Origin of the sequence: Ohtaekwangia sp., from assembly GCF_036568665.1 — a bacterium.
Lineage (GTDB): Bacteria > Bacteroidota > Bacteroidia > Cytophagales > Cyclobacteriaceae > Ohtaekwangia.
This window is the reverse complement of record NZ_DATCSD010000086.1, coordinates 1-20,605: the sequence shown is the minus strand read 5'-3', so window position 1 is coordinate 20,605 and position 20,605 is coordinate 1. Positions and strand designations below refer to the sequence as shown.

At 43.8% G+C, this 20,605-nt stretch carries 26 protein-coding genes; 11 read left to right on the top strand and 15 right to left on the bottom strand.

The window, feature by feature from the left end:
- The 7 genes from VIN08_RS04705 to VIN08_RS04675 form a co-directional block, all read right to left on the bottom strand.
- The coding region (locus VIN08_RS04705) for a c-type cytochrome (RefSeq protein WP_331960979.1) at window positions 1–1,721 on the bottom strand (1,721 nt) is incomplete at its 3' end.
- A gap of 91 nt (window positions 1,722–1,812) precedes the next feature.
- Entirely contained in the window at window positions 1,813–2,304 is a 492-nt protein-coding gene (locus tag VIN08_RS04700; protein ID WP_331960976.1) for a nuclear transport factor 2 family protein, read from the bottom strand.
- 8 nt (window positions 2,305–2,312) lie between these two features.
- A complete protein-coding gene (locus VIN08_RS04695) occupies window positions 2,313–3,503 on the bottom strand; it encodes an XdhC family protein (RefSeq protein ID WP_331960973.1) in 1,191 nt (396 codons plus the stop codon).
- A 44-nt stretch (window positions 3,504–3,547) separates the two neighbouring features.
- Window positions 3,548–3,994: a nuclear transport factor 2 family protein gene (locus tag VIN08_RS04690; protein WP_331960970.1), complete on the bottom strand. Its 447-nt coding sequence runs from the start codon at window positions 3,992–3,994 to the stop codon at window positions 3,548–3,550.
- An 8-nt stretch (window positions 3,995–4,002) separates the two neighbouring features.
- Entirely contained in the window at window positions 4,003–4,425 is a 423-nt protein-coding gene (locus VIN08_RS04685) for a c-type cytochrome (protein WP_331960967.1), read from the bottom strand.
- A gap of 102 nt (window positions 4,426–4,527) precedes the next feature.
- On the bottom strand, window positions 4,528–6,696 hold the full coding sequence (locus VIN08_RS04680; protein WP_331960964.1) for a molybdopterin cofactor-binding domain-containing protein: 2,169 nt from the start codon (window positions 6,694–6,696) through the stop codon (window positions 4,528–4,530).
- 91 nt (window positions 6,697–6,787) lie between these two features.
- Window positions 6,788–7,267 carry a (2Fe-2S)-binding protein gene (locus VIN08_RS04675; RefSeq protein ID WP_331960961.1) on the bottom strand — a complete coding sequence of 160 codons (480 nt, stop codon included), beginning with the start codon at window positions 7,265–7,267 and terminating at the stop codon, window positions 6,788–6,790.
- 226 nt (window positions 7,268–7,493) lie between these two features.
- Between VIN08_RS04675 and VIN08_RS04670 the strand changes: the two genes are divergently transcribed.
- The gene (locus VIN08_RS04670) at window positions 7,494–7,919 is read left to right on the top strand and encodes a DUF2141 domain-containing protein (protein ID WP_331960958.1); all 426 of its coding nucleotides are present in this window, start codon (window positions 7,494–7,496) and stop codon (window positions 7,917–7,919) included.
- Window positions 7,920–7,969: 50 nt separating this feature from the next.
- Here VIN08_RS04670 and VIN08_RS04665 read toward each other — a convergent pair whose 3' ends face one another.
- The 5 genes from VIN08_RS04665 to VIN08_RS04645 form a co-directional block, all read right to left on the bottom strand.
- A complete protein-coding gene (locus tag VIN08_RS04665; RefSeq protein WP_331960955.1) occupies window positions 7,970–8,743 on the bottom strand; it encodes a hypothetical protein in 774 nt (257 codons plus the stop codon).
- Between the two features lie 17 nt (window positions 8,744–8,760).
- The gene (locus VIN08_RS04660; protein WP_331960952.1) at window positions 8,761–9,123 is read right to left on the bottom strand and encodes a cytochrome c; all 363 of its coding nucleotides are present in this window, start codon (window positions 9,121–9,123) and stop codon (window positions 8,761–8,763) included.
- 160 nt (window positions 9,124–9,283) lie between these two features.
- Window positions 9,284–9,910: an SCO family protein gene (locus VIN08_RS04655; RefSeq protein ID WP_331960949.1), complete on the bottom strand. Its 627-nt coding sequence runs from the start codon at window positions 9,908–9,910 to the stop codon at window positions 9,284–9,286.
- Between the two features lie 31 nt (window positions 9,911–9,941).
- Window positions 9,942–10,478, bottom strand: coding sequence for a CopD family protein (locus tag VIN08_RS04650; protein WP_331960946.1), 537 nt, complete (start codon window positions 10,476–10,478; stop codon window positions 9,942–9,944).
- Window positions 10,475–11,305: an MOSC domain-containing protein gene (locus VIN08_RS04645; RefSeq protein WP_331960943.1), complete on the bottom strand. Its 831-nt coding sequence runs from the start codon at window positions 11,303–11,305 to the stop codon at window positions 10,475–10,477. Before VIN08_RS04645 ends, VIN08_RS04650 begins: the two co-directional genes overlap by 4 nt.
- A 33-nt stretch (window positions 11,306–11,338) precedes the next feature.
- Between VIN08_RS04645 and VIN08_RS04640 the strand changes: the two genes are divergently transcribed.
- The 9 genes from VIN08_RS04640 (at window position 11,339) to VIN08_RS04600 (ending at window position 17,058) form a co-directional block, all read left to right on the top strand.
- Window positions 11,339–12,019, top strand: a complete 681-nt coding sequence (locus VIN08_RS04640) for a Crp/Fnr family transcriptional regulator (RefSeq protein ID WP_331960940.1) — start codon at window positions 11,339–11,341, stop codon at window positions 12,017–12,019.
- 86 nt (window positions 12,020–12,105) lie between these two features.
- Window positions 12,106–12,618: an RNA polymerase sigma factor gene (locus VIN08_RS04635; protein WP_331960937.1), complete on the top strand. Its 513-nt coding sequence runs from the start codon at window positions 12,106–12,108 to the stop codon at window positions 12,616–12,618.
- Complete coding sequence (locus VIN08_RS04630; protein ID WP_331960934.1) at window positions 12,602–13,120, top strand: hypothetical protein; 519 nt, start codon at window positions 12,602–12,604, stop codon at window positions 13,118–13,120. The genes VIN08_RS04635 and VIN08_RS04630 overlap by 17 nt, the downstream gene beginning before the upstream one ends.
- 67 nt (window positions 13,121–13,187) lie before the next feature.
- Window positions 13,188–13,715 carry a DUF4252 domain-containing protein gene (locus VIN08_RS04625; protein ID WP_331960931.1) on the top strand — a complete coding sequence of 176 codons (528 nt, stop codon included), beginning with the start codon at window positions 13,188–13,190 and terminating at the stop codon, window positions 13,713–13,715.
- 122 nt (window positions 13,716–13,837) lie between these two features.
- Entirely contained in the window at window positions 13,838–14,311 is a 474-nt protein-coding gene (locus tag VIN08_RS04620; RefSeq protein ID WP_331960928.1) for a DUF4252 domain-containing protein, read from the top strand.
- Window positions 14,312–14,315: 4 nt separating this feature from the next.
- Window positions 14,316–14,828: a DUF4252 domain-containing protein gene (locus tag VIN08_RS04615; protein WP_331960925.1), complete on the top strand. Its 513-nt coding sequence runs from the start codon at window positions 14,316–14,318 to the stop codon at window positions 14,826–14,828.
- A 51-nt stretch (window positions 14,829–14,879) separates the two neighbouring features.
- Window positions 14,880–15,770 (top strand): ABC transporter ATP-binding protein, encoded by an 891-nt coding sequence (locus VIN08_RS04610; RefSeq protein WP_331960922.1) that lies wholly within the window; start codon window positions 14,880–14,882, stop codon window positions 15,768–15,770.
- 70 nt (window positions 15,771–15,840) lie between these two features.
- Complete coding sequence (locus tag VIN08_RS04605) at window positions 15,841–16,644, top strand: ABC transporter permease subunit (RefSeq protein WP_331960919.1); 804 nt, start codon at window positions 15,841–15,843, stop codon at window positions 16,642–16,644.
- Between the two features lie 156 nt (window positions 16,645–16,800).
- Window positions 16,801–17,058 (top strand): SemiSWEET transporter, encoded by a 258-nt coding sequence (locus VIN08_RS04600; protein ID WP_331960916.1) that lies wholly within the window; start codon window positions 16,801–16,803, stop codon window positions 17,056–17,058.
- Here the strand turns inward: VIN08_RS04600 and VIN08_RS04595 are convergent.
- The 3 genes from VIN08_RS04595 to VIN08_RS04585 all read right to left on the bottom strand — a co-directional run bounded on the left by VIN08_RS04595 (window position 17,048) and on the right by VIN08_RS04585 (window position 20,128).
- Window positions 17,048–18,706 (bottom strand): hypothetical protein, encoded by a 1,659-nt coding sequence (locus VIN08_RS04595; RefSeq protein ID WP_331960913.1) that lies wholly within the window; start codon window positions 18,704–18,706, stop codon window positions 17,048–17,050. The genes VIN08_RS04600 and VIN08_RS04595 overlap by 11 nt on opposite strands.
- Window positions 18,707–18,711: 5 nt before the next feature.
- On the bottom strand, window positions 18,712–19,488 hold the full coding sequence (locus VIN08_RS04590; protein ID WP_331960910.1) for an ABC transporter ATP-binding protein: 777 nt from the start codon (window positions 19,486–19,488) through the stop codon (window positions 18,712–18,714).
- 88 nt (window positions 19,489–19,576) lie between these two features.
- The gene (locus tag VIN08_RS04585; protein ID WP_331960907.1) at window positions 19,577–20,128 is read right to left on the bottom strand and encodes a DUF4269 domain-containing protein; all 552 of its coding nucleotides are present in this window, start codon (window positions 20,126–20,128) and stop codon (window positions 19,577–19,579) included.
- A gap of 109 nt (window positions 20,129–20,237) precedes the next feature.
- Here VIN08_RS04585 and VIN08_RS04580 point away from each other — a divergent pair.
- On the top strand, window positions 20,238–20,605 hold a 368-nt coding region (locus VIN08_RS04580), incomplete at its 3' end, for an Hsp20/alpha crystallin family protein (protein WP_331960904.1).

Genomic DNA, 20,605 nt, shown 5'->3' with positions numbered 1-20,605 from the left:
AGGAAACGATTATACCCTGTATTCGAATATAGTATATCGGGATCTCGCTCAAATATACCTTTCTTTTCATCTTCCGTGCGTTCTTGAAGGTCGAGTACATAGCGGGCTATGGCATCGCGCTCCTGATCACTGAGATGTGTAAATGCAGGCATCACACCCTTCCCTTTTAGTACAAATTGCTTTAGACTTTCTTTATTGAATTTAGGTTGAAGGTCTCGTAATGCCGGAAACACGTGGCCATCACCCCCGCGATCTATACCATGACAGGTAGCGCAATGCGTGCGATATAACGATATACCGGCCCATGCTTCGCCCTTCATGCGTACGTCTACCATCGTAAGTATCCAGGGCATTTCGTTAGCGTTTACATATAGTATACCTGTTGCAGGATCGAACGATGGGCCTCCCCATTCAGCACCTCCGTCAAAGCCGGGAAATATAATGGTGCCTTCTTTACTGGGCGGTATAAATTGTCTTCCGGTTCGCAGTCCTTTGAATTTCTCTTTCACATACTCCTCTGCTCCGGGGGTAATGTTGTTGATCATGTCTTCCGTAAATGCCTGGCGTGCAAAAGGTAAAGGTTTTTCAGGCACTGGTTGGGTAGGCGATGCCTGTTCACCATCCAGGTCAGATGGAGGAACCGGTATTTCTTTTACAGGAAACAATGGTTCACCTGTATCACGATTCAATAAGTATACATACCCGCTCTTGGTAACCTGTGCTACGGCATCTATATCTTTACCATCGTGAACAACTTTTGTTAATATAGGGGATGCCGGAAGATCGCGGTCCCACATATCGTGATGAATAACCTGGTAATGCCATTTACGTTCTCCGGTCTCTGCATTCAGCGCAAGCACACAATTAGCAAACAGATTATTACCCTTTCGGTTGCCACCATAAAAATCAAATGATGGAGATCCTGTTGATGCAAACACTAATCCTCGCTGATGATCCACAGCCATACCACTCCAGGAGTTTGCTCCTCCAATTTTTTTCCAGGCTTCTTGCGGCCAGGTGTCATACCCAAACTCTCCAGGTTGTGGTATAGTATGAAATACCCACGCAAGTTTACCCGTACGTATATCGAATGCACGAATATAGCCCGGTGCAGCAATGGGGCCTTCGTGAACACGCGACCCTACAATGATGAGATTTTTATATACAACGCCCGGGGTATTGGACAACACCATCAAGTTAGCGGCTCTTTCTCCAAGTCCTTCTTTTAAACTTACCTTACCACCGGTGCCAAATGTTTCAATCTTTTTGCCGGTTCGTGCATCCAGTGCATAGAGATATTGACCGAAAGAATATAGTATTCGTTTGTCATCGCCCTCCTCCCAATAGGTTACACCACGGTTAACGCCAAGTCCATCGTTCTTTTCTTCGGGAGAAAACTTCCATACTTCTTTTCCGGTTGCTGCATCAATAGCAAAAGCTTTCAATGACGCAGATGTACCATAGAGTATATTATCGATGATGATAGGATTGCACTGAATCTGAGTACGATTATTCACTGTATCAGCGTCACCACTGCGATACGTCCACGCAGGTTGAAGCTGTGATACATTTAGCTTATCCACTTGTTTCAAAGATGAATACTGTATACCATCGGCAGTGCCGCCCTTTATGCGCCACGATGAGTAAGGATCAGTCTCAGTCTTTTGATTACAACAAATACAGAAAGCCATGCAGGCTAACAGAACAAAAGCAGATTTCATAGGTCTGGGTTGAGCTCTACGAATCTGTAAAATATAGTGGAAGATAGCAAGCATCCGGTGATGGATGGTTACCATAGGAGACAAGCTTTAATTACATGGCTGTGGCTTCAAGAAAATCTTTTTCAGAGATTGTTCCGTTCTCCGATGAATCAGAGTCTACCAAAATTTTCCATGTTCCGTTTTCTTTACGAAGCACAACATGAAATTTACCATAGAAACTCCGGCTTTCACCCTGTGCGTTTATCACCGTAGTTTTATATATACCTACTTCAAACGCCTGTGTAGCGCTGGCTATGCGCTCGAGGAAGCGAAGTTCAATGGTGCGCTGGGATTTCTTTTCACGCGAGCGGGCATCGCCTTGCTCATTTTGACTTTTATATTGCTCGTAGTTGGATATAGTCTTGGAGTCGCGCGGAGAACGCACTAAATCTTTGGAGTGCACCGACATGAAGCTTGGTGTATCATAATTATCGAAAGCTTTTATGAAAGGCTTCCATACCTGATCGTTTATCTCTTTTTGAAAATCCTGGCTATACGTATGGAACGGTATAGCAAACAGGAGATATACAATCAGTTTTTTCATAAGAGATGTCAGGACCTTTGTGCGGATTTACTTTCGTACGAATGCAGATATACCTGTTTAAATACCTGGTCGCTGGCTGTATCGCGATGATGTATAGGACCGGTTCTGTATTTGAGAAATCCTCCGGAGCGATTGGCAAATTTACCCTGTATCTCTGCTATGATTGAAACGGCTATTTCATCGGGAGCTTCTGCGCCTATATCAAGACCAATGGGCGCGTGAATGCGATGACGATCGTTAGCCGACAGCACAATACCTTCTTTCGCGTATTCATCCACCATTTTGTCAAAACGCTTTCGTGGCCCAAGTATACCTATATAAGGAGTTTCGGTCTTCAATAATTTTTTTAGAACATCACGATCATACTCATAGTTGTGCGACATCAGTACGCACGCTGTATAGGCAGTGATCTCAAAATTATGATCTACATATTCTCTGTGGCAAAGTGAAAGATTATCAGCATTCGGAAAGAACAAAGGCGCTATATGTGCTACACATTCATCCGTAACCGTTACATCCCATCCTAATGATTTAGCCAGGTGACTCACCGGTCGCGCATCAAAGCCTCCTCCAAAAATGATAAGTGATACTGACGGTTGAATCAACTCGATGAATACTTCAATCTCTTTTCCGTCAATAGTATATTTTCGGGCTTCTGATTTTTTTGTATCAAACAAATTTTCAAGATCAATAGATATAGCTTGTTCCAATGCTATATCTTCCAAATTATGAAGTTGGGTGGCACCGGGCGTAAGCAGCATTTTTCTTCCGATCGCTTTGCTATCCTCGTGTGCAAAGACAGAAGCCAGTGCTACCGGTATATTCATCTTGATGATGTTCTCAAAAAATACAATCGGGTTATCGCTATCCTGTATATCTACGGGTTCTATGAGCACATCAATAACACCATTGCAGCCGAGCCCTATGCCTAAATTTTGATTGCTCTCTTCGCGTGTGTCGTATGTTACCGTCATCGGTTCCTTGTGCTGCATAACGTGCCGGGCTTTTCGTAAGGCATCGCCTTCCAGGCATCCACCGCTGATGGAACCAACCCATTTGCCATCATCACTTATCAGCATGCGTGCACCGGGACTTCTATAGGATGAGCCTCTTACTTTTACCACGGTAGCAACAGCAGCTTTGCGCTGGCTGAAATCTATTTTGGCGGATTCCTGTACAATTGTTTTGAGCTCTTTCATATAGATTTCGCTTTACTCTTCACTATCGCTTTCTTCACTATATATCAATCTGCCTGTATAGCCACGCAATGCTCCGATATCAGTAGTATCTTCCCGTCACGCTTCAGGTATACCTGTCCGCATCGCTGGTTGTCGTGTATAGAATCTCCTTTCCATATAAGTTCTCCTTTCCAGTGCGAACTTACTACTGCTGTATTTCCGGTTACTTTAACTTCAACTTCAGAACGTTTCGCATCGAGTATTACATAGCTGCTGTCGCCCAGAAACTGAAGTGTTTCTGCCCGCGTGCTCAAGCCTCCTACAGAATTGAAGTATATATAGTCTGGCCCCAGTATTTCATTTACTTTAAGTGTGTCCTTACTATTCCATGCCTGATCATACTGGTTCACGAACGATGCAACTTCTTCTTTCGTAAGCAAACCCTGCTCGGCATCCTGTTTCTTTACACAAGCACAGAGAAGTAAAAGGCAGAATATATAGCGTTGCGTCATAGTGTTATTTATCGGGCAGCCTTTACTTCTTCTGGCTTTACAGCATCGCTTCCTTTGTTGCCCCAGCTATTGCGCACGTAGTTTAATACATCGCTCACCTGTTCATCGGTCAATTCAACCGCAGGCATATCTCCGCTATAAGTAACACCATTTACTTTGATCTCGCCACTTACACCGTGAACGATCTGCTGAATAGAACGCTTTTTATCCGCCATCATATAATCTGATTTTGCCAGGGGCGGATATACTCCTTCCAACCCTTCTCCTTGTTCCATGTGGCAGGTTATACATTGTGTAGTATATACTTCTTTTCCACGGGCGATACTTGCCTTGAGGTCGAACTTCGGCTTTTGCTGAAAGGCTGCCAATGAAAAACCGGATGCTGCGATCATCGCTATCGCTACGTGTGTGGATCTGAATTTTATCTTCATGCTTTTTATATAGGTCTATTAGAAAGTATAGGCCATCTGTTACCGATGGCCCCTGTTATTGGTTGATTTATTTTTCGAAATATATAGGTGTTACACGTACTGCTATGCTTCTTCCAGGTTAAACGGAAGTTTACGGATACGTTTGGCAGTAAGATCAAATATAGCATTCGTTAACGCGGGGGCTATTGGCGGAAGACTTGGTTCTCCAACACCACCGGCTTTCTCTTCGTTATCCATAATGTGTATTTCGATCTCGGGTGTATCCATCATGCGCGGCATTTTATAAGTGTTGAAGTTTTGTTCAACAGCTTTACCATCGTTGAAGTGCGTGGCATGCACCGTAGCAGCGCCCAATCCCATAATGATGCTGCCTTCAATTTGTGCTCTGATAATGTCAGGGTTAACATACCAGCCACAGTCCATCACAGCCCATACTTTATCAATCTTTACTTTGCCATCAGCTTTCTTGGATACTTTTACTACTTCGCCAACAATGCTGGAAAAACTTTCTGCTATAGCTACGCCATAGCCTTCATTTTTCTTTCTTGATTTCCATCCGGATACCTGTTCAAGTTTATTTACCAGTTCATGATAGCGGCCATCCTGAAAATGCTGCTTGCGAAATTCCAACGGATCTTTACCTGCTTTTATCGCCAGTTCATCCATAAAACTTTCCAATGCAAATGTATTGGTAGAAGCATATACTGATCGCCACCACATTACCGGTATAGGTACATCCAGCGGAGCATCGGAGAAGCTATAGTGCGGAAGTGATTCAAAATATGTTTCGAGGAAACCTTCTGTTGCAGAATTGTTATAGGATTTCTTATCGGCATTAGGCCATTGGTGATCCATATTCTGGCCTGCAGAACGCATAATGAACGATTCAACTCCACCACCCGAAGTAACAGAGCCTTTGCATTGATACATCATACCCGGACGGAACGGTCCTTGTGTTGTATCATCTTCACGCGTCCATACAACTTGTACAGGTGCTTTGATCTCTTTTGAAATTATAGCGGCCTCATGCGGATAATCCATAAAAGCTTTTCTTCCGAACCCACCACCGAGGAAAGTCATATTTACAATGATTTTTTCTTTTGGCAGTCCCATCAGCGTACTCAAAAAATCCTGCACCCAGTCTGGTCCTTGTATAGGTCCCCATATTTCAAGTTTATCGTCCTGGTAGTGAGCAACACAATTTACCGGCTCCATACAACTGTGCGACTCATACGGAGTTTCGTAAATCGCTTCTACTTTACCGGAAGATTTCTGGAATACACCTTCGGCATTTCCCCTGGTGCGCACAGAAAGACTCTCACCACCTTTCAGTGCATCGCTCATGCGTGCGTATAGCTGCTCCGTGTTAAGATGCTCAAAGCCGGAGTCATCCCATTCTACTTTCAATACTTTACGGCCTTGCATCGCTGCCCATATATTATCAGCTACTACTGCAACGCCTTCACGCGTCATGCTGAACACACTCATCTTTACCGGGAACACATGTTTAACACCAGGTACTTTTTTCGTTTCGGTGTCATCAAAGCTTTTTACTTTTCCCTGAAAGCGCGGGTTGCGTTCTACCACGGCATACATCATGCCGGGAAGTTTTTTATCAATACCAAATATAGCCGTGCCGTTAGTCTTCAACGGTGTATCCTGACGTGGCAGCGGTTTGCGAAGTATTTTATACTCTTCAATGGCCTTCAGTTTTACTGACTTCGGTGGCTCAAGTTTAGAAGCCTCCAACACCAGTTCTCCATAGTTGAATTTTTTACCGGAAGCTTTGTGAATAACAAAACCATTTTCGGCATAGCATTCCGATGGAGTTACGTTCCATTTTTTAGCAGCGGCCTGTATCAGCATCTCGCGTGCAGAAGCACTCAGGTGTAACAGTTTTTTATAGGAGCCACGAATGGTGGAGCTACCTCCGGTGATCTGACTTCCGTACTTGGCATTATTACCTTGTGCGAAAACTATACTCACGTTGTTGAGATCAACTTCCAGTTCTTCAGCAATGATCTGCGGCACAGACTGAAAAGACCCTTGTCCCATCTCCGAGCGATGGTTGGTAATGGTTACTTTGCCGTTGGTATCTATACTGATCCAGGCGTTGAGGTCTATGCCTTTGCTTTCGGCTGTATCGAGTTTCATTACTTCAGCTTCTTTACCTGCTGCCGGAAAATAAAATCCGAGTGTAAGAGCAGCACCGGTCATGCCGGAAAGCTTCATGAAGTTTCTGCGGGATATATTCTTTTGTATAGCACTCATAATGTATATGTGTAGAATTTGTAAATATTGGTTGATGATAAGTATATCTATACCGGCTGTTGCGGGCAGCTATACTATATTTCAGAAACCACTATTTGACACTGGCTTTTTGGTTCATCAGTTGAGATGCAGTTTTGATGGCTTTACGAATGCGAGGGTATGTACCACAACGGCAGATGTGACCCTGCATAGCGTTATCTATATCTTTATCAGTCGGGTTGGGTGTTTTCTTGAGGAGCGCTGTTGCTGCCATAATTTGTCCCGACTGGCAATAGCCACATTGCGGCACCTGCTCAGCGATCCAGGCTTGCTGCACCGGATGAGAGTTGTCGGCAGATAAACCTTCGATGGTTACAATATCTTTATTGGCAGCAGCAGAAACTGGAATGGAACAGGAGCGTACGGGTATACCTCCCATGTGCACGGTGCAAGCTCCACATTGGGCAATTCCGCAACCGTACTTTGTACCTGTCAGTCCAACGAAATCACGAATAGCCCAGAGTAAAGGCATTTTCGGATCAACATCGATGGTGTGACTTTGGTTGTTGATTTTTAGTGTAAGAGATGCCATGATATATAATTTTGGGTTGGAATTAATGAAAGTTACGAAATTACTCTTGATATGATACTTCAAATTGACAAGGGGAGCATCTCAGCGTTCGAAAAAATGGTTATAACGGATGAACGGTTGCCTGTAGAAGACAAATGACAATATTTACTGGCATAATTTTTACCGCGGATACTTCTGCCAGTGAACTGGTAAAGTTTTATATATTGAATTTTAAACGAGACTAAATATGAAGAAGCTGATAATGGTGTGTGTCGTGATAGGTGTTACAGCAAGCGTAATGGCACAAACCAAGTTGCAGGTAACGGTGAAGAAAATAAAAGGACATAAGGGAGATATCCTGGTAGGACTCTTTGATAACGACAAGGACTTTCCGCGTAATGCCAAAGAGGGTAAAATTGCCAAGGCAACGTCTGACCAGGTAACGGTGGTGTTTGAAAATCTTAAGCCAGGCAAGTATGCAATAAGTGTATTGCACGATGCCAACCAGAATAAAGACATGGATAAGAACAAGCTTGGAATACCGAAGGAAGGTTTCGGTTTTTCGAACAATGCCATGGGTGCTGTGGGGCCACCTTCGTTCGAAAAAGCGCAGATCGATCTGCTACCCGATCAAAAAGATCTCGACATTAGTATTGACATGAAGTATATGTAGAAGTATATACCAATGAAAAGGCCGTCTTGAAAAAATCAGGACGGCTTTTTTTATCCTTCTATCTCTTCTAATAAATCTGTGCAGCGCTTCTTACGCGGTATATCATCCGGCTCTTTAGGCGATAAGGCTATCGCTTGCTTTAAGAGTTTTATAGCTTTCTGATCTTCTTGTTGATAATGAAAAGCAGAAGCTTCTCCATAGAGAAACAAGATCGTGTTGGGTTGCAGGGCACTGGCTTTCCTGAAATTTCTTACGGCCGCATCCATCGATATACCTTCGGGTAAACCACCGAAGAATAATTTACAGGCTACCTGCTCCACCCAGCTTAACTTGGCCAGCTCAAAATGCCATTTGCCCAGAATAAAGTATGCAGCGGCAAAAGTAGAATCGAGCTTGATAATGGTTTCTGCTTCTGTTCGAATGATCTTGGCATCGTGTATCTTATCGCGTGGCGAGCCTGCTACTTCGGCCATTAACCCCAATGAAATAATATAGGCCAGGTGTGCATCTATATTTTGCTGATTGAGCGGTATGGCACGCAGGGCATAATCCTTGGCTTTTTCGTAGTACGCTCTCTTTTCGTCTTTCTCATCGAGCGGCAGACGCCCTCCGATGTTAGAGAGCATACGGCTCGCGTGTGTCAGTGCCGGTGCGTGATGCGGATTGGCTTTTAAGAATAACTCATACTTTTCGAGTGCCGCTTCTACCTTGAAATCTTTTTCAAGAGCCAGTCCCTGAGAATATAGATCTACAGCTTGTGCAGAAGCTATATATACGGTTGCTACGCACAGATATAGGCCGATGGCACAGAGTATCTTTTTCATATAGCAGACTCGATGATCTATTGACAGCGATGAAGTATAGCACTCACTTCCTTCACATCTATACTATCGCGCTGGTGGCCCCAGTTGTTATAGAGATACGTGGCGATCTCGGCAATTTCGAGATCGGTGAGTGAAGGTATACCGGGCATTTCCTTATTAAAGTTCTTGCCGTTTACTACCAGCTCTCCCTTTATACCGTTTCGCATCAAACAGATAACCGACTCAAAATTATTATCCACGAAATCGGATTTTGCCAGGGGTGGATATAGCAACCCGAGCCCTGTTCCCTTGGCCTGGTGACAGTTACTGCAGTTCTTCAAATATAGCTGCTCGCCATGCACATAGTACTGCTGTTCCTTTACTGTCGATATATTCTGCACTGATGATTCTGATGATTCCGCTTTTTTCTCTGAACAACTTATCAGAAGTAAAAAGCTGAAAGCCGAAAGTAGAAAGCTGAAAGCAGAACCACCCAGCCTTAGGCTGGAAACGTTGAACCTTAAACTTTTAGCTTTACGCTTTAAGCTTTCTGCTTTAAACCTACTTTGCATATTCTTTTTCCAGTCGCTGTATATCTGCCAGCAGGCGGTTCACATCTTCTTCTTTGGTGCCATCGTACTTACCGCGAATACGTTTTGCTTTGTCAATCAACAGAAACGCTCCGCTGTGAATAAAGCCATCGGGTTCTGATTTGTCTTCGAGCGCGGTAGCAAAGTAGCTCGTCTGGGCAATTTTATATATATCCTCTTTATTACCGGTAACAAAGTGCCACTTGTCACTTTTTACACCAAGGCGTTCGGCATAATCATGTAGTAATCCTACTGTATCATACTCCGGGTCGATGCTGTGCGAGAGTAATAAAACATTCGCATCGTTCTGTATCGAATCATATACCCGCAGCATTTGTGTTTTCATAATCGGGCAGATGGTGCGGCATGAGGTAAAAAAGAAATCCGCTACATATATCTTGTCCTTAAAAGTATCGTTCGTTACTTCCGCGCTATCCTGATCAACAAACTTAAACGTGTCGATTGTGTGATATACCGTATCGGTTCCTTTCACTTCGCGCTCGCCAAAGATCGGCAGGGGAGGTTCTTCTTTTTTAGCACATGACGAAAACAGGACTGTGCCCATGAATAGAAAAGTTACCGGCACGATGGCACGCATAACGGATCTCGCACACCAAGACTTCATTACATTAATCATCTTTTCTCAATTTTTTATAAATCTTTATACCTGCCATGATCAGAATTGTTACTCCGATCAATCCTGCAATTCCCCAGAGCATACTCAGGGCATCTTTGAGAACGATCAAAAATACAATACTGATCAGAAATAACGTTGATACTTCATTCCATATACGCATCTGCTGCGAAGTATATTTCACCACGCCATTCTTAAGCTGGCGCTGCAGCACATGCAATGAAAAATGATATACATACAGCAGAAACACCAGCGTAAGCTTAATATGCATAAAGCCCATAGAAAGCCACTGCGGCTGGTTGATTAATAAGGATGTGCCCATGCCCGCAGTAATAATAGCCGATGGCCACGTAATGCCAAACCATAGACGTGACGCCATCATATTCAGTTGCCTGAGTAGTATAGACTTTTCCGGCTCCGGTTTATCGTGTGTTTCAATGATATATACAAACAAGCGCGGCATATAGAACAGCCCGGCGAACCACGTAACAATAAAAATGATATGTACTGCTTTGAGATATAGCGATGTCATGGTATAGCGATCATGTGGTTGGCAACTGTGGAGAGTACATTTATAGAATCACCAACTTGAATGGGAAAGTGATTTATAGCTACCAGGTTTTGTCCGAAGTATATTTTGTTATTGCGATTGCGATAGGAGGCCAGTGTTTTAAGAGGCTCTGCACCTTTTATAGCAGTATCCTGATTTACGGTAGTGAGTACGCAGCGCGCACAAGGTTTAACGCCAACAAACTCGTTCTGCCCGACAGAAAAATTTCTCCACGTATCTTCTTCGTATGGCTCACCACCGGTAAATACCAGGTTGGGGCGGAAGCGATTCATCGGCACAGGTTCTTTCAGTCGACTGTTCAGGTCATCGAGCGATGACTGACCGATTATCAGAAAAGGATATGCATCGGCAAAGCTCACGTGCTCGTCATTTACTTTATACTGCGGATCTACCGGTCGTTCATTCTTTTCCGGGAAGAACATAAGTCTGCACGATAACCCGAGGCGTTCGGAGAACCACTGGCTATAGGATGGATGAACTTCATGCGCCTGCACCGTGTTGTCCCATATCTGTACCGTGGTATCCGGAGTATGTATTTCGGGGATAACCGGTAAAGTAAGGGTCTGCTGTTGGTACTGAACGGTGAGGGTGGAGTCGTGCATAGATAATTTGAACAACGCCATAGCTGGATAAACACGCTGAGTCATAAATTTGCCTTCATTATCCACCAGCATAAATCGCCTGTCATATTGAAGACCTTTCTCCATAACTTTAGCCGATGATAATCGTATTCCCCCCAACGATTTTATCGGATAAATCCAGATTTCACTAAGCCTGAGATCCTTCATGAGAGCACATTCATTTTTTGTAAATTGAAAGTTATGTCAAACTCCGCAGCAGCACTTTGGTACTTTGAAAGCGTGAATCTTTATAACATTCTTTGCCCGCACAAAGTAAAGAAGATGGGCGATAAGCACGAGTTTATCCGCTATAAAAAAGATCAGTTTATTTATGTGCCTGAAGATGCCGCCTCCAACATTTATCTGATCGTGGACGGTCGTATTAAAATAGGGCATTACCTGGACGATGGTAAAGAAGTGGTGTCATCTATTCTTACCACGGGCGAGATATTCGGAGAGCTGGCCCTGGCGGGTGAAGACAGACGCAGAGATTTTGCCCAGGCTATGTGCGATGCCGTGATCTGCCCGCTTACCATACTGGAATTAAAAGAGCTGATGTTTGAGAACCGCGAGCTGAGTTTAAAAATATTAAAGCTTATCGGTCTGCGCCTGATGAAGCTGGAGCGCAAGCTCGAACTGCTCGTATTTAAAGATGCCCGCACGCGTGTGATCGAATTTCTGAAAGATACTGCCGCCTGGAAAGGACGCAAGGTTGGTTTCGAAACCATGATCCCTACCAAGCTCACGCATAAAGATATAGCAGCCTTAACCGGCACTTCGCGGCAAACCGTTACCACTATTCTTAATGAGCTGAAAGATCAGAACCTGATAAACTTCGATCGTAAAAAGATTCTGATCCGCGACCTCGATAATCTGCGATAGACGATCTTTAAAAAGATTTTAATAAATTTTAAAACAGGGCTGTAACATCTGCTATACCCTGGCGTCTTGTCTTTGAATTTCAACGGATGAATCTCGAATCATTTCAAAACCGGGTATTACCTGTCAAGAACAAGCTCTTCCGCTTTGCCATGAAGTTTGTGGGCAGCGAGGAAGAAGCCAAAGATGTAGTGCAGGAAGTATTTATCCGTGTTTGGAATGGCCGTGAGCAGATGAATGAAGTACAGAACTGGGAGGCCTGGTGCATGCGCATCACCAAGAACCTTTCGCTGGATCGCATTCGCTCCATAAACCGGAAACAGACGCAGCCCATTGAAGAGAGTTTTAATGTTCACAACGAAGCGTTAACGCCTCATGAATCAACCGAAATACATGAGAGTATGCAGCGGATTAATCAATTGATTGCAGCGCTGCCGGAGAAGCAGCGTCAGGTTATACACCTTCGCGATGTTGAAGGGTATAGTTATAACGAGATCTGCGAGATACTCGAATTGGATATGAACCAGGTAAAAGTAAACCTGTTCAGAGCCAGAAATGCTGTGCGCGAAAAACTGATGAAGATCAATGCTTATGGACTCTAACCGGATTGAAGAACTTTTAAACAAGTATTGGAACTGCGAAACTTCGCTGGAAGAAGAGCAGCAGTTACATACTTACTTCAGGACCGGAAATATACCCGACCACCTGAAAGAAACAGCCGCACTGTTCCGCTACTTTGATGAAAGTAAAAAAAAGACACTCAATGATCTGTCTTTTGATAGCGCGTTGGCTAACAAGATTCAGGTAGCACCGCGTGGCAGAATGGTAAAGATCTTCTATAACTCTATGCGTATAGCGGCAGGTCTGGCAGTATTGCTCATGGCTATATGGTTTGTGCGCAATGAAGTTCGGCAAACAACACCGGCAGAAGTTGTAGACACCTACGATGACCCGCAGCTTGCTTTCGAAGAAACCAAAAAAGCATTGCTCATGATCTCCAAAAGTTTTGGTACAGCCGAAGAGCAGGCCAAGAAGATAAACATGTTTAACGAGGCACAGGAAGAGATACAGAAGAAAGCAAAAGAAAAGAATAATAAACTCTAGAGTATATATCACACCCTATATCCCGCACAGGCACACAGGAAAATCAATAACCAGAAATTATACTACTATGAAAAAGATATTTGTGATCGCATTGATATTGGTAGCTGTAAATGGAGCATTTGCACAAGACGCTATCTCTAAATTCTTTACCAAATACCAGGGCGATGAATCCTTCACACAGGTAACTGTAAGCAGCAAAATGTTCAGCCTGTTCACTAACATGGAAGTGGAGAGTAAAGAGGACCAGGAAGTACTCAACGCCATCAGCAAGCTGAAAGGACTGCGTATACTAGGTAAAGAAAATACATCGGATGCACGTGCCTTATATAAAGAAGCCTTCGCGTTGATACCGGGCAAAGAGTTTGAAGAACTGATGTCAGTACGCGATAAGGATAAAGACATGAAGTTCCTGATCAAGGAAAGCGGTGGAAAGATATCGGAGCTGGTAATGATCATGGGCGGCACAGATGATTTTATGATACTGAGTCTCTTTGGCGAAATTGATCTGAAACAGATATCCAAGATCGGCAAGAAGATGAACGTAGAAGGCTTGCAAAAGCTTGAAAAGATGAATGACGGTGACAAGAAGCACTAAGGTGCTATAGATGATCCGGTGATGTTGAGAGTATATATCACCGGATTTTTTTCTTCACGATGCAACCCTCCCGATAGCAAGTGCATCTTCCGGTAAATATCAACCCCAAACCCCTTTGGCTTATGAAACGTATCGTAACACTCCTGCTTGTAATGGCCTCGCTCTCCTCGTTTGCTCAAAGCAAAAGTTTTTCAACCCTGAAACAAAAATTGAATGGCGCAGAAGATGCTGTATCCTTTAGCATTGGTGGCTTTGTATTGCGCACAGCCCTGTGGTTGTCAGACGAAGATGATGACTTTGGTGTGATCAAAAGTGTTCGCATCTTCCATGTACCTATGGATGCACTTCGCGAACGAGAACTGAAAGTAAGCGGCTTTCGTAAACTGTTGAAGAACGATGCCTTTGAAGAAATGGCTTCTGCCAGTGAAGACGGAAATTATATAACCGTTTATATGCAGGAACACGGAAAGAAAAACAACCTGTATTTTATGTTGGTGGAAAGTGATGATGAGTTGACAGCCATAGAAATAAAAGGTTATCTTGATCCTAAGAAATTGCTTGAAGAGAAATCTCACGAACGACTAACCAGTCTGTAACCCCATGCGATACATTGCCATGATACTGCTCGTAGCAGCAGTAAATTTAGTGCAGGCACAAAGTGCCACTACCGAAGCACTGCATAAGAAATATAGCGAAGCTCTCTCGCTGTTTTTTTACAACAACACCCTGCGGATGTTGAACCAGAAAGAGGATAAAGATTTTGATGCGTTGATCAAGGACATTGAAAAAATGAAATTTCTGATGATCGACAAGAAGAAAGACTTTGCTTCGGGTGACTATAAGAAGATTGTTAGCAACTATAAAGCTGATTCATTTGAGGAAGTGATGACCAGCCGGCACGAAGGCAAGAACTTCGATATATTTGTTAAAGAAAAAAATGGCGACACCAAAGGCATGCTGGTGCTGATAAACGATACCGAGAATTTGTTTGTGCTGGATATAGTGGGCAAGATCGCACTCGACAAAGTTACCAAGCTATATTCTACTCTGGACGAGAGTGCAGACATCGGAGCAAAAATCCGAAACTTTACGAAGGATAAAGACGAGGAATAATGTAATTCCCATACGCTTCGGTCTACCTATATATAGCTAACATTACAACACTTGGAAGCAGTACTCTCCATTAAAAATCTGACCAAACATTTTGGCAGGATAAAAGCCGTAAACAACTTGTCGCTGGAAGTAAAACCCGGACAGGTTTTCGGAATGTTAGGTCCCAACGGCAGCGGTAAAACTACTACGCTCGGCATGTTGATGGGAGTGGTTAATCCAACAGCAGGAGAATTTGCCTGGTTTGGTGAACCTCCTACACATCACATCCGCAAGAAGATTGGTGCTGTGCTGGAGCACCCTATATTTTATCCGTACCTCAGCGGGCAAAAGAATCTGGAGCTGAATGCCATGATCAAGCAGTGCCCGGAAGCTAACATTCCGAAAGTGCTGGAGTTGGTAGAACTATACGAGCGCAAAGACGATAAGTATCGCACCTATTCACTGGGTATGAAACAGCGCCTGGCAATAGCCTCTGCGTTGTTAAACGACCCCACGGTGCTTATACTGGATGAACCTACCAACGGACTCGATCCGATGGGTATAGCAGAGATCCGCGAGCTGATCAAAAAGATTGCTGCCAACGGAAAGACTATTATACTGGCCAGTCACTTGTTAGATGAAGTGCAGAAAGTATGCACACACTTCGCGGTGTTAAAGCGTGGCAATCTCGTGCACGTTGGGCCGGTAAATGAAGTGGGCAGAGGCGAAGAAACAGTAGAAGTGGCAGCATCTGTAGAAAACCTCAATGAAATCTTGCTGGCCTTTGCCGGAACCTCTTCTATATCGCGTGAGAATGGAAGTTACCAGGTAGCCATGCGCGAAGGCTTCCACAGTGTAGATCTCAATAAGTTCCTGTTCGAGAAAGGTGTGGTAGCATCGCATCTCATTACCAAAAAGAAAACACTCGAAAAGCAGTTCCTCGAAATACTGGCAGGTTCGTAAGAGATTAAGGGATATATACTCACAGTTTCAAACTATATATTTATCGTACTATAAATTTCACCGGCACGCTATGTTGCACCTCCTGAAGATAGATTTGAAGAAAATGACAAGCTACCGTACCTTCTGGGTAATTGGTGGTTTATACTTCATAACGTTAGGGCTGGGGGCCGCCAGCGGCATGGAATTTTTGAAGTGGATTGCCCGCACCTTCGAAGATTTCGGACAGAAGATCAACATCAATCGTATACCGCTATATCATTTTCCGGATGTTTGGATGAACCTCATCTGGTGTGCGGGATTGCTCAAGATCGTACTTGGTGTGTTGATCGTAATCTCGATAACAAACGAATATACCTATCGCACCGTAAGGCAAAATATCATTGACGGATTAAGCCGTCAGCAGTTTCTGTTATCCAAGATCATTACCAATGCATTGCTTAGCCTGGTAAGCGTTGTCATGATCTTTGTTATCGGTCTTGTTACCGGTATGATCTATAGCCCTTCGCTTGAAATCAAGCAGATGCTAACGGATCTGGAATTTTTCCCTGCCTATTTCCTGGAGCTGTTCTACTTCCTGTCGTTCGCGTTAATGTTAGGTATACTTATACAACGCGCAGGGCTTACTATTATACTGCTGCTATTATTCCCGGCTATAGAAGCCATTATAGCAGCCAAAGTAGATAACTATTTACCGGAGATTATACCCTTCTTCCCGATGCGTTCTATCTGGTATTTGATACCGTGGCCATTTCCCCGCTATGCATTTCAGGAGATACAGGACTATCTCAAGTTATCGTCTATAGCGATTGTACTTGGCTGGACGCTCCTCTTCAACTATGCAAGCTATCTGAAACTGAAGAAGGCCGACATCTGATATACAGGTATACCAGTGCAATCGCTTCGACAGAGAAAAAATCTGCAATCGTTTTAAGTTGTAAGTAGTTGAATAAAATTACATGAACGGTCTTACACCGCAACGTTTAGCTAACTTTGTCGTGTAAAGAAGTGCAAAAGCTTTTTACAGACCCTTATGAATACAATTCAACTGATAGGATTAGTTGCCGGTGGTTGCACCACAATCGCTTTTCTGCCACAAGTTATTAAAACCTGGAAGTCGCGTTCTGCCAAAGATCTATCGCTTAGTATGTTCTCTATTTTTTGCCTGGGCGTAGCGTTGTGGCTTATCTATGGTATTATGGTGCAGGATATACCCGTTATAGCAGCCAACATGCTTACGCTGATGCTGGCTTCTACACTGCTATATTTCAAGCTCCGTTTCAAAGAGTAAGATCGTCCCAGCCCGTTTTCTTGTACGACCGCAGCAGCAGGTATATAGCACCCAGCTGCACGGGTACCATCGCTAACAATACAAACGGTATTTTCGAAAAGATATAGTGACCGAAGCCCAGTAAACCAATAAACAGAAAGGTGAGAAGGGAGCGTGCTATATTTCCCGATTGGCTGCGAACATTGGGAGCCATTGACAATGGCAGATGCCGCGTGCTGATCAGCGAAAATATCAGCACCATTAAAAAGTTGTTGAACAAGCCGAAGAGTATATCGGCAACGGCATGCGGTCCCCATATAAAAAGTATCAGCGCACTAATGGCGCAATAGCCCGGTATAAACAGGCGCACAAAGATTGCCTTTACCATGCCCGATAAAATCTCTCCGGGCTTATCAAGCGGAGCCGAGAAATATACCCAGCTCGCCTTGAAATCGTCTGAATACGGAATTTCATGAAGCGCTACCTGCAAAATCATAAACGACAGGTATATCAGCATAATATGATAGTGCGTTTGGGGCAGCTCGTGCCACGTAGCTACTATATCTCTTTTACCCTGCATGGTAAAGATCGCCCCGAAGATGAGCACATAACCAAACACCGGGTATATCTTTAGTTTTATCTTCCGGTCGCGTCCCAGAATTTTATAGATCAGGTTAAACGCTCCCTGCTCAAAAGGATTGTTGGTGATCCACGCACTTACCTTGTCGATATAGCTGGCTTTTTCAGTTTTGGCTTTTTCAGTCTTCTCGGTGCTGCTGGCCATGCTGCCCAGTCGCTTACTGAATATAGGCGACAAGTATTTGTTAACCAGGTATGCACCCGCTATGGGAAGCAATAGGGCACACGTTGTAAGTGCTATGTGTAACGAATCGGTGAGGTGAAAATGAATTGTCTCCAGGGCACCGGCCATCCATACAGGCGGCAGTAAAAAACTCCACCACTTTATTTCAAATACATAGTTTGCTATATCCATGCGTTCCAGTATGCGCGGCAATATCTGGTAGCCACCCATAATGAACACCGCCATCATAATCTGGAAATAGTTGATAATGTTCTTGAGCTTTTCTTCGCTGGCAAATTGCATGATCAGCAGATAAAGCGCATTGGTAGTAAACACCGCTGTAAGAACCGAGAGTATAACACCCAGTAGAAAGAATGCAAGCAGTATAAAGCCATACTTCATAATTACAACGATAGCCGGCAGAACTGTTAATCCGATAGCAAGCTGCCCGAGGTATAGAAGTATATGTGTGAGCCGTGCGGCAAATAACGTCTGTCCGCTTACAGGTCGTGGCAAGATGATCGTGTTGTCGCTGGTGTCGAGTAGTATAGAAGAAAAGTCGGTGATCAATGTCATCGCGATCATAACAATGATATAGCTGAAGAACACGACCAGCGAAAGAACAAACGAGGGAGTGAAGTATAGCGCCAAGGCTACAAAGCCTCCGAAGACGCTATAGATGAGCAGCGTCATAAGAAACGAGTTGCCAGGCTCCTGGTCGTTCTTGCGCCTGTAGGAAACAATCTGCCTGCGATTGTCCATCGTAAGTTTGATATCTACAATGGAGCGGAGCTGTGCATAGTCGATGCCCAACCGATTATATAGCCAACCGAAGAGATCGAGAAATTTCAGGAGGAAAATATTCATGCTCATCAGTTCTGAAGAATGTTTATGAATTGACCTGCAGCATGCGTATGTTCTTTATTACCGGTGAGCTCTGTAAATATATTTTCCAGGGAGCCTTTGGCTTGTGTGTTCAGTTCTTCAAATGTACCGTTAGCAATCATTTCACCTTTGTTGATGATCATGATACGATCCGAAATTTTTTCAACAACGTCCATTAAGTGCGAGCTATAGAATATAGTTTTGCCACTGTGTTTCAGTTGCGTGAGTATTTCTTTTACCAGTATTACGGCATTAGCATCAAGCCCTGAGAGTGGTTCATCCAGAAAGAGAATGGAGGGGTTGTGTATCATACCGGCTACGAGCAATACTTTTTGACGCATCCCTTTCGAGAAAGTCGTCATGCGTGCATCGGTATATCCGCTGAGGTCGAACACATGGAGCAGCTCATGTGCTTTCTTGTCAACATCGCTGCGCTCCATCTTGTATAGTTGCCCGATGAAGTGAAGATATTCGATCGGTGTTAACGTATCGTATAGCGCAGCATTCTCCGGTATATAGCCTATTCTGCGTTTTATCTCCAGCACATCTTTACGTATATCCAGGCCGAGTACAGAAGCCTCGCCAGTAAAATCAGGAATGATACCAGTGAGTATTTTTATAGTGGTACTCTTGCCGGCACCGTTCGGGCCGATATACCCGATAATCTCTCCGGCATTTACCGTCAGATTTATATTCTTTAAAACCGGAGCATCGTATGTCTTCGACAGGTTTATAGTGGTGATAACAGGTGAAGGGCTTCCCATAGTATATAAGCTATACTACAAGTATACTAATTATTGTGGTGAGAAACATTGTGAATACCTCAGGAAGTGCAAGGTATATTTAGCAGGATTAATGAAGTGGCGGCAGAGTACTAACATCAAGCAGCAGTAAGGATTCATACGGATCGCCCGATAAACCCAGTGCCTGCGCAAAGGCAGGTTCTGTTTTTATGCCCGCTTGTTTTAGTTGAAGCACCTGTTCTTTTAGAGGCTTGCCATAGTGCTGCAGCAAGCTATACTCTATACACAAGTGCCGAAAGGCGTATTGCTTTTCTACCGGAATGGCCTGACAAAATAGCTCGAACAAAAACTCCTGGTATTGGAACCTTGCAATAACCGAGGGTGTTGCGCGTATGTTTTTGCGTGTTATTTCAAATGCCGTATACGATGCAAACGCGTGCTCTACTATTTGTTCAAATAGCGAAAGATCGTTAGCAAAACATACTATATCTAAATCGCTTTTACCGGCTATAAATAAGTCTAAAGGTAGCGTACCCGTTAGCACTGCGTGAAAAGCTGCTAATTTTTTAAGAACATTACACTCCTGTAAAATTTGCCATCCTCGCTGCTGTACAAGCGAACCTTTCAATAAGTATTCTACGTTTTTAAAGTCGTGTAACATAGCCGGCTTCCAAGATAGCCAAATTGTCTAACCCGTTGTCGTTTTGACTTAGATAAGAAGTTGGTATAGGGATTGAGTCATCAGCAAACCAAGAAGGAGAAACATAATCATGGATAAGAAAAAGTTTCAGGATTTATTAACCTCTGTGGATGTACTGAACACATTGCACGGAGGGATCAGTGAACCGGCAGTGTCACTCCAGCAACAAGCAACAGGTCGCGAAATACGAGTACGCGTGCCTGGTATAGAGAAGGAAGCGTTACAGGTAGAAGTGCATAACAATACACTCTCTGTATTCTATCATATTCCGATCGAGTCGGCCGGTAAAAAAATCAATATGCCCGTAGTGATATATAACAAGGCTATACCCTACTTCATTGACATCAGTGAGATAAAGGCAACCTTTGAAGGCGATGAGTTAGTAGTGCAGTTGCCCTACAACAAACTTTCCAGCGGGTATAACAAGAAAATACAGAT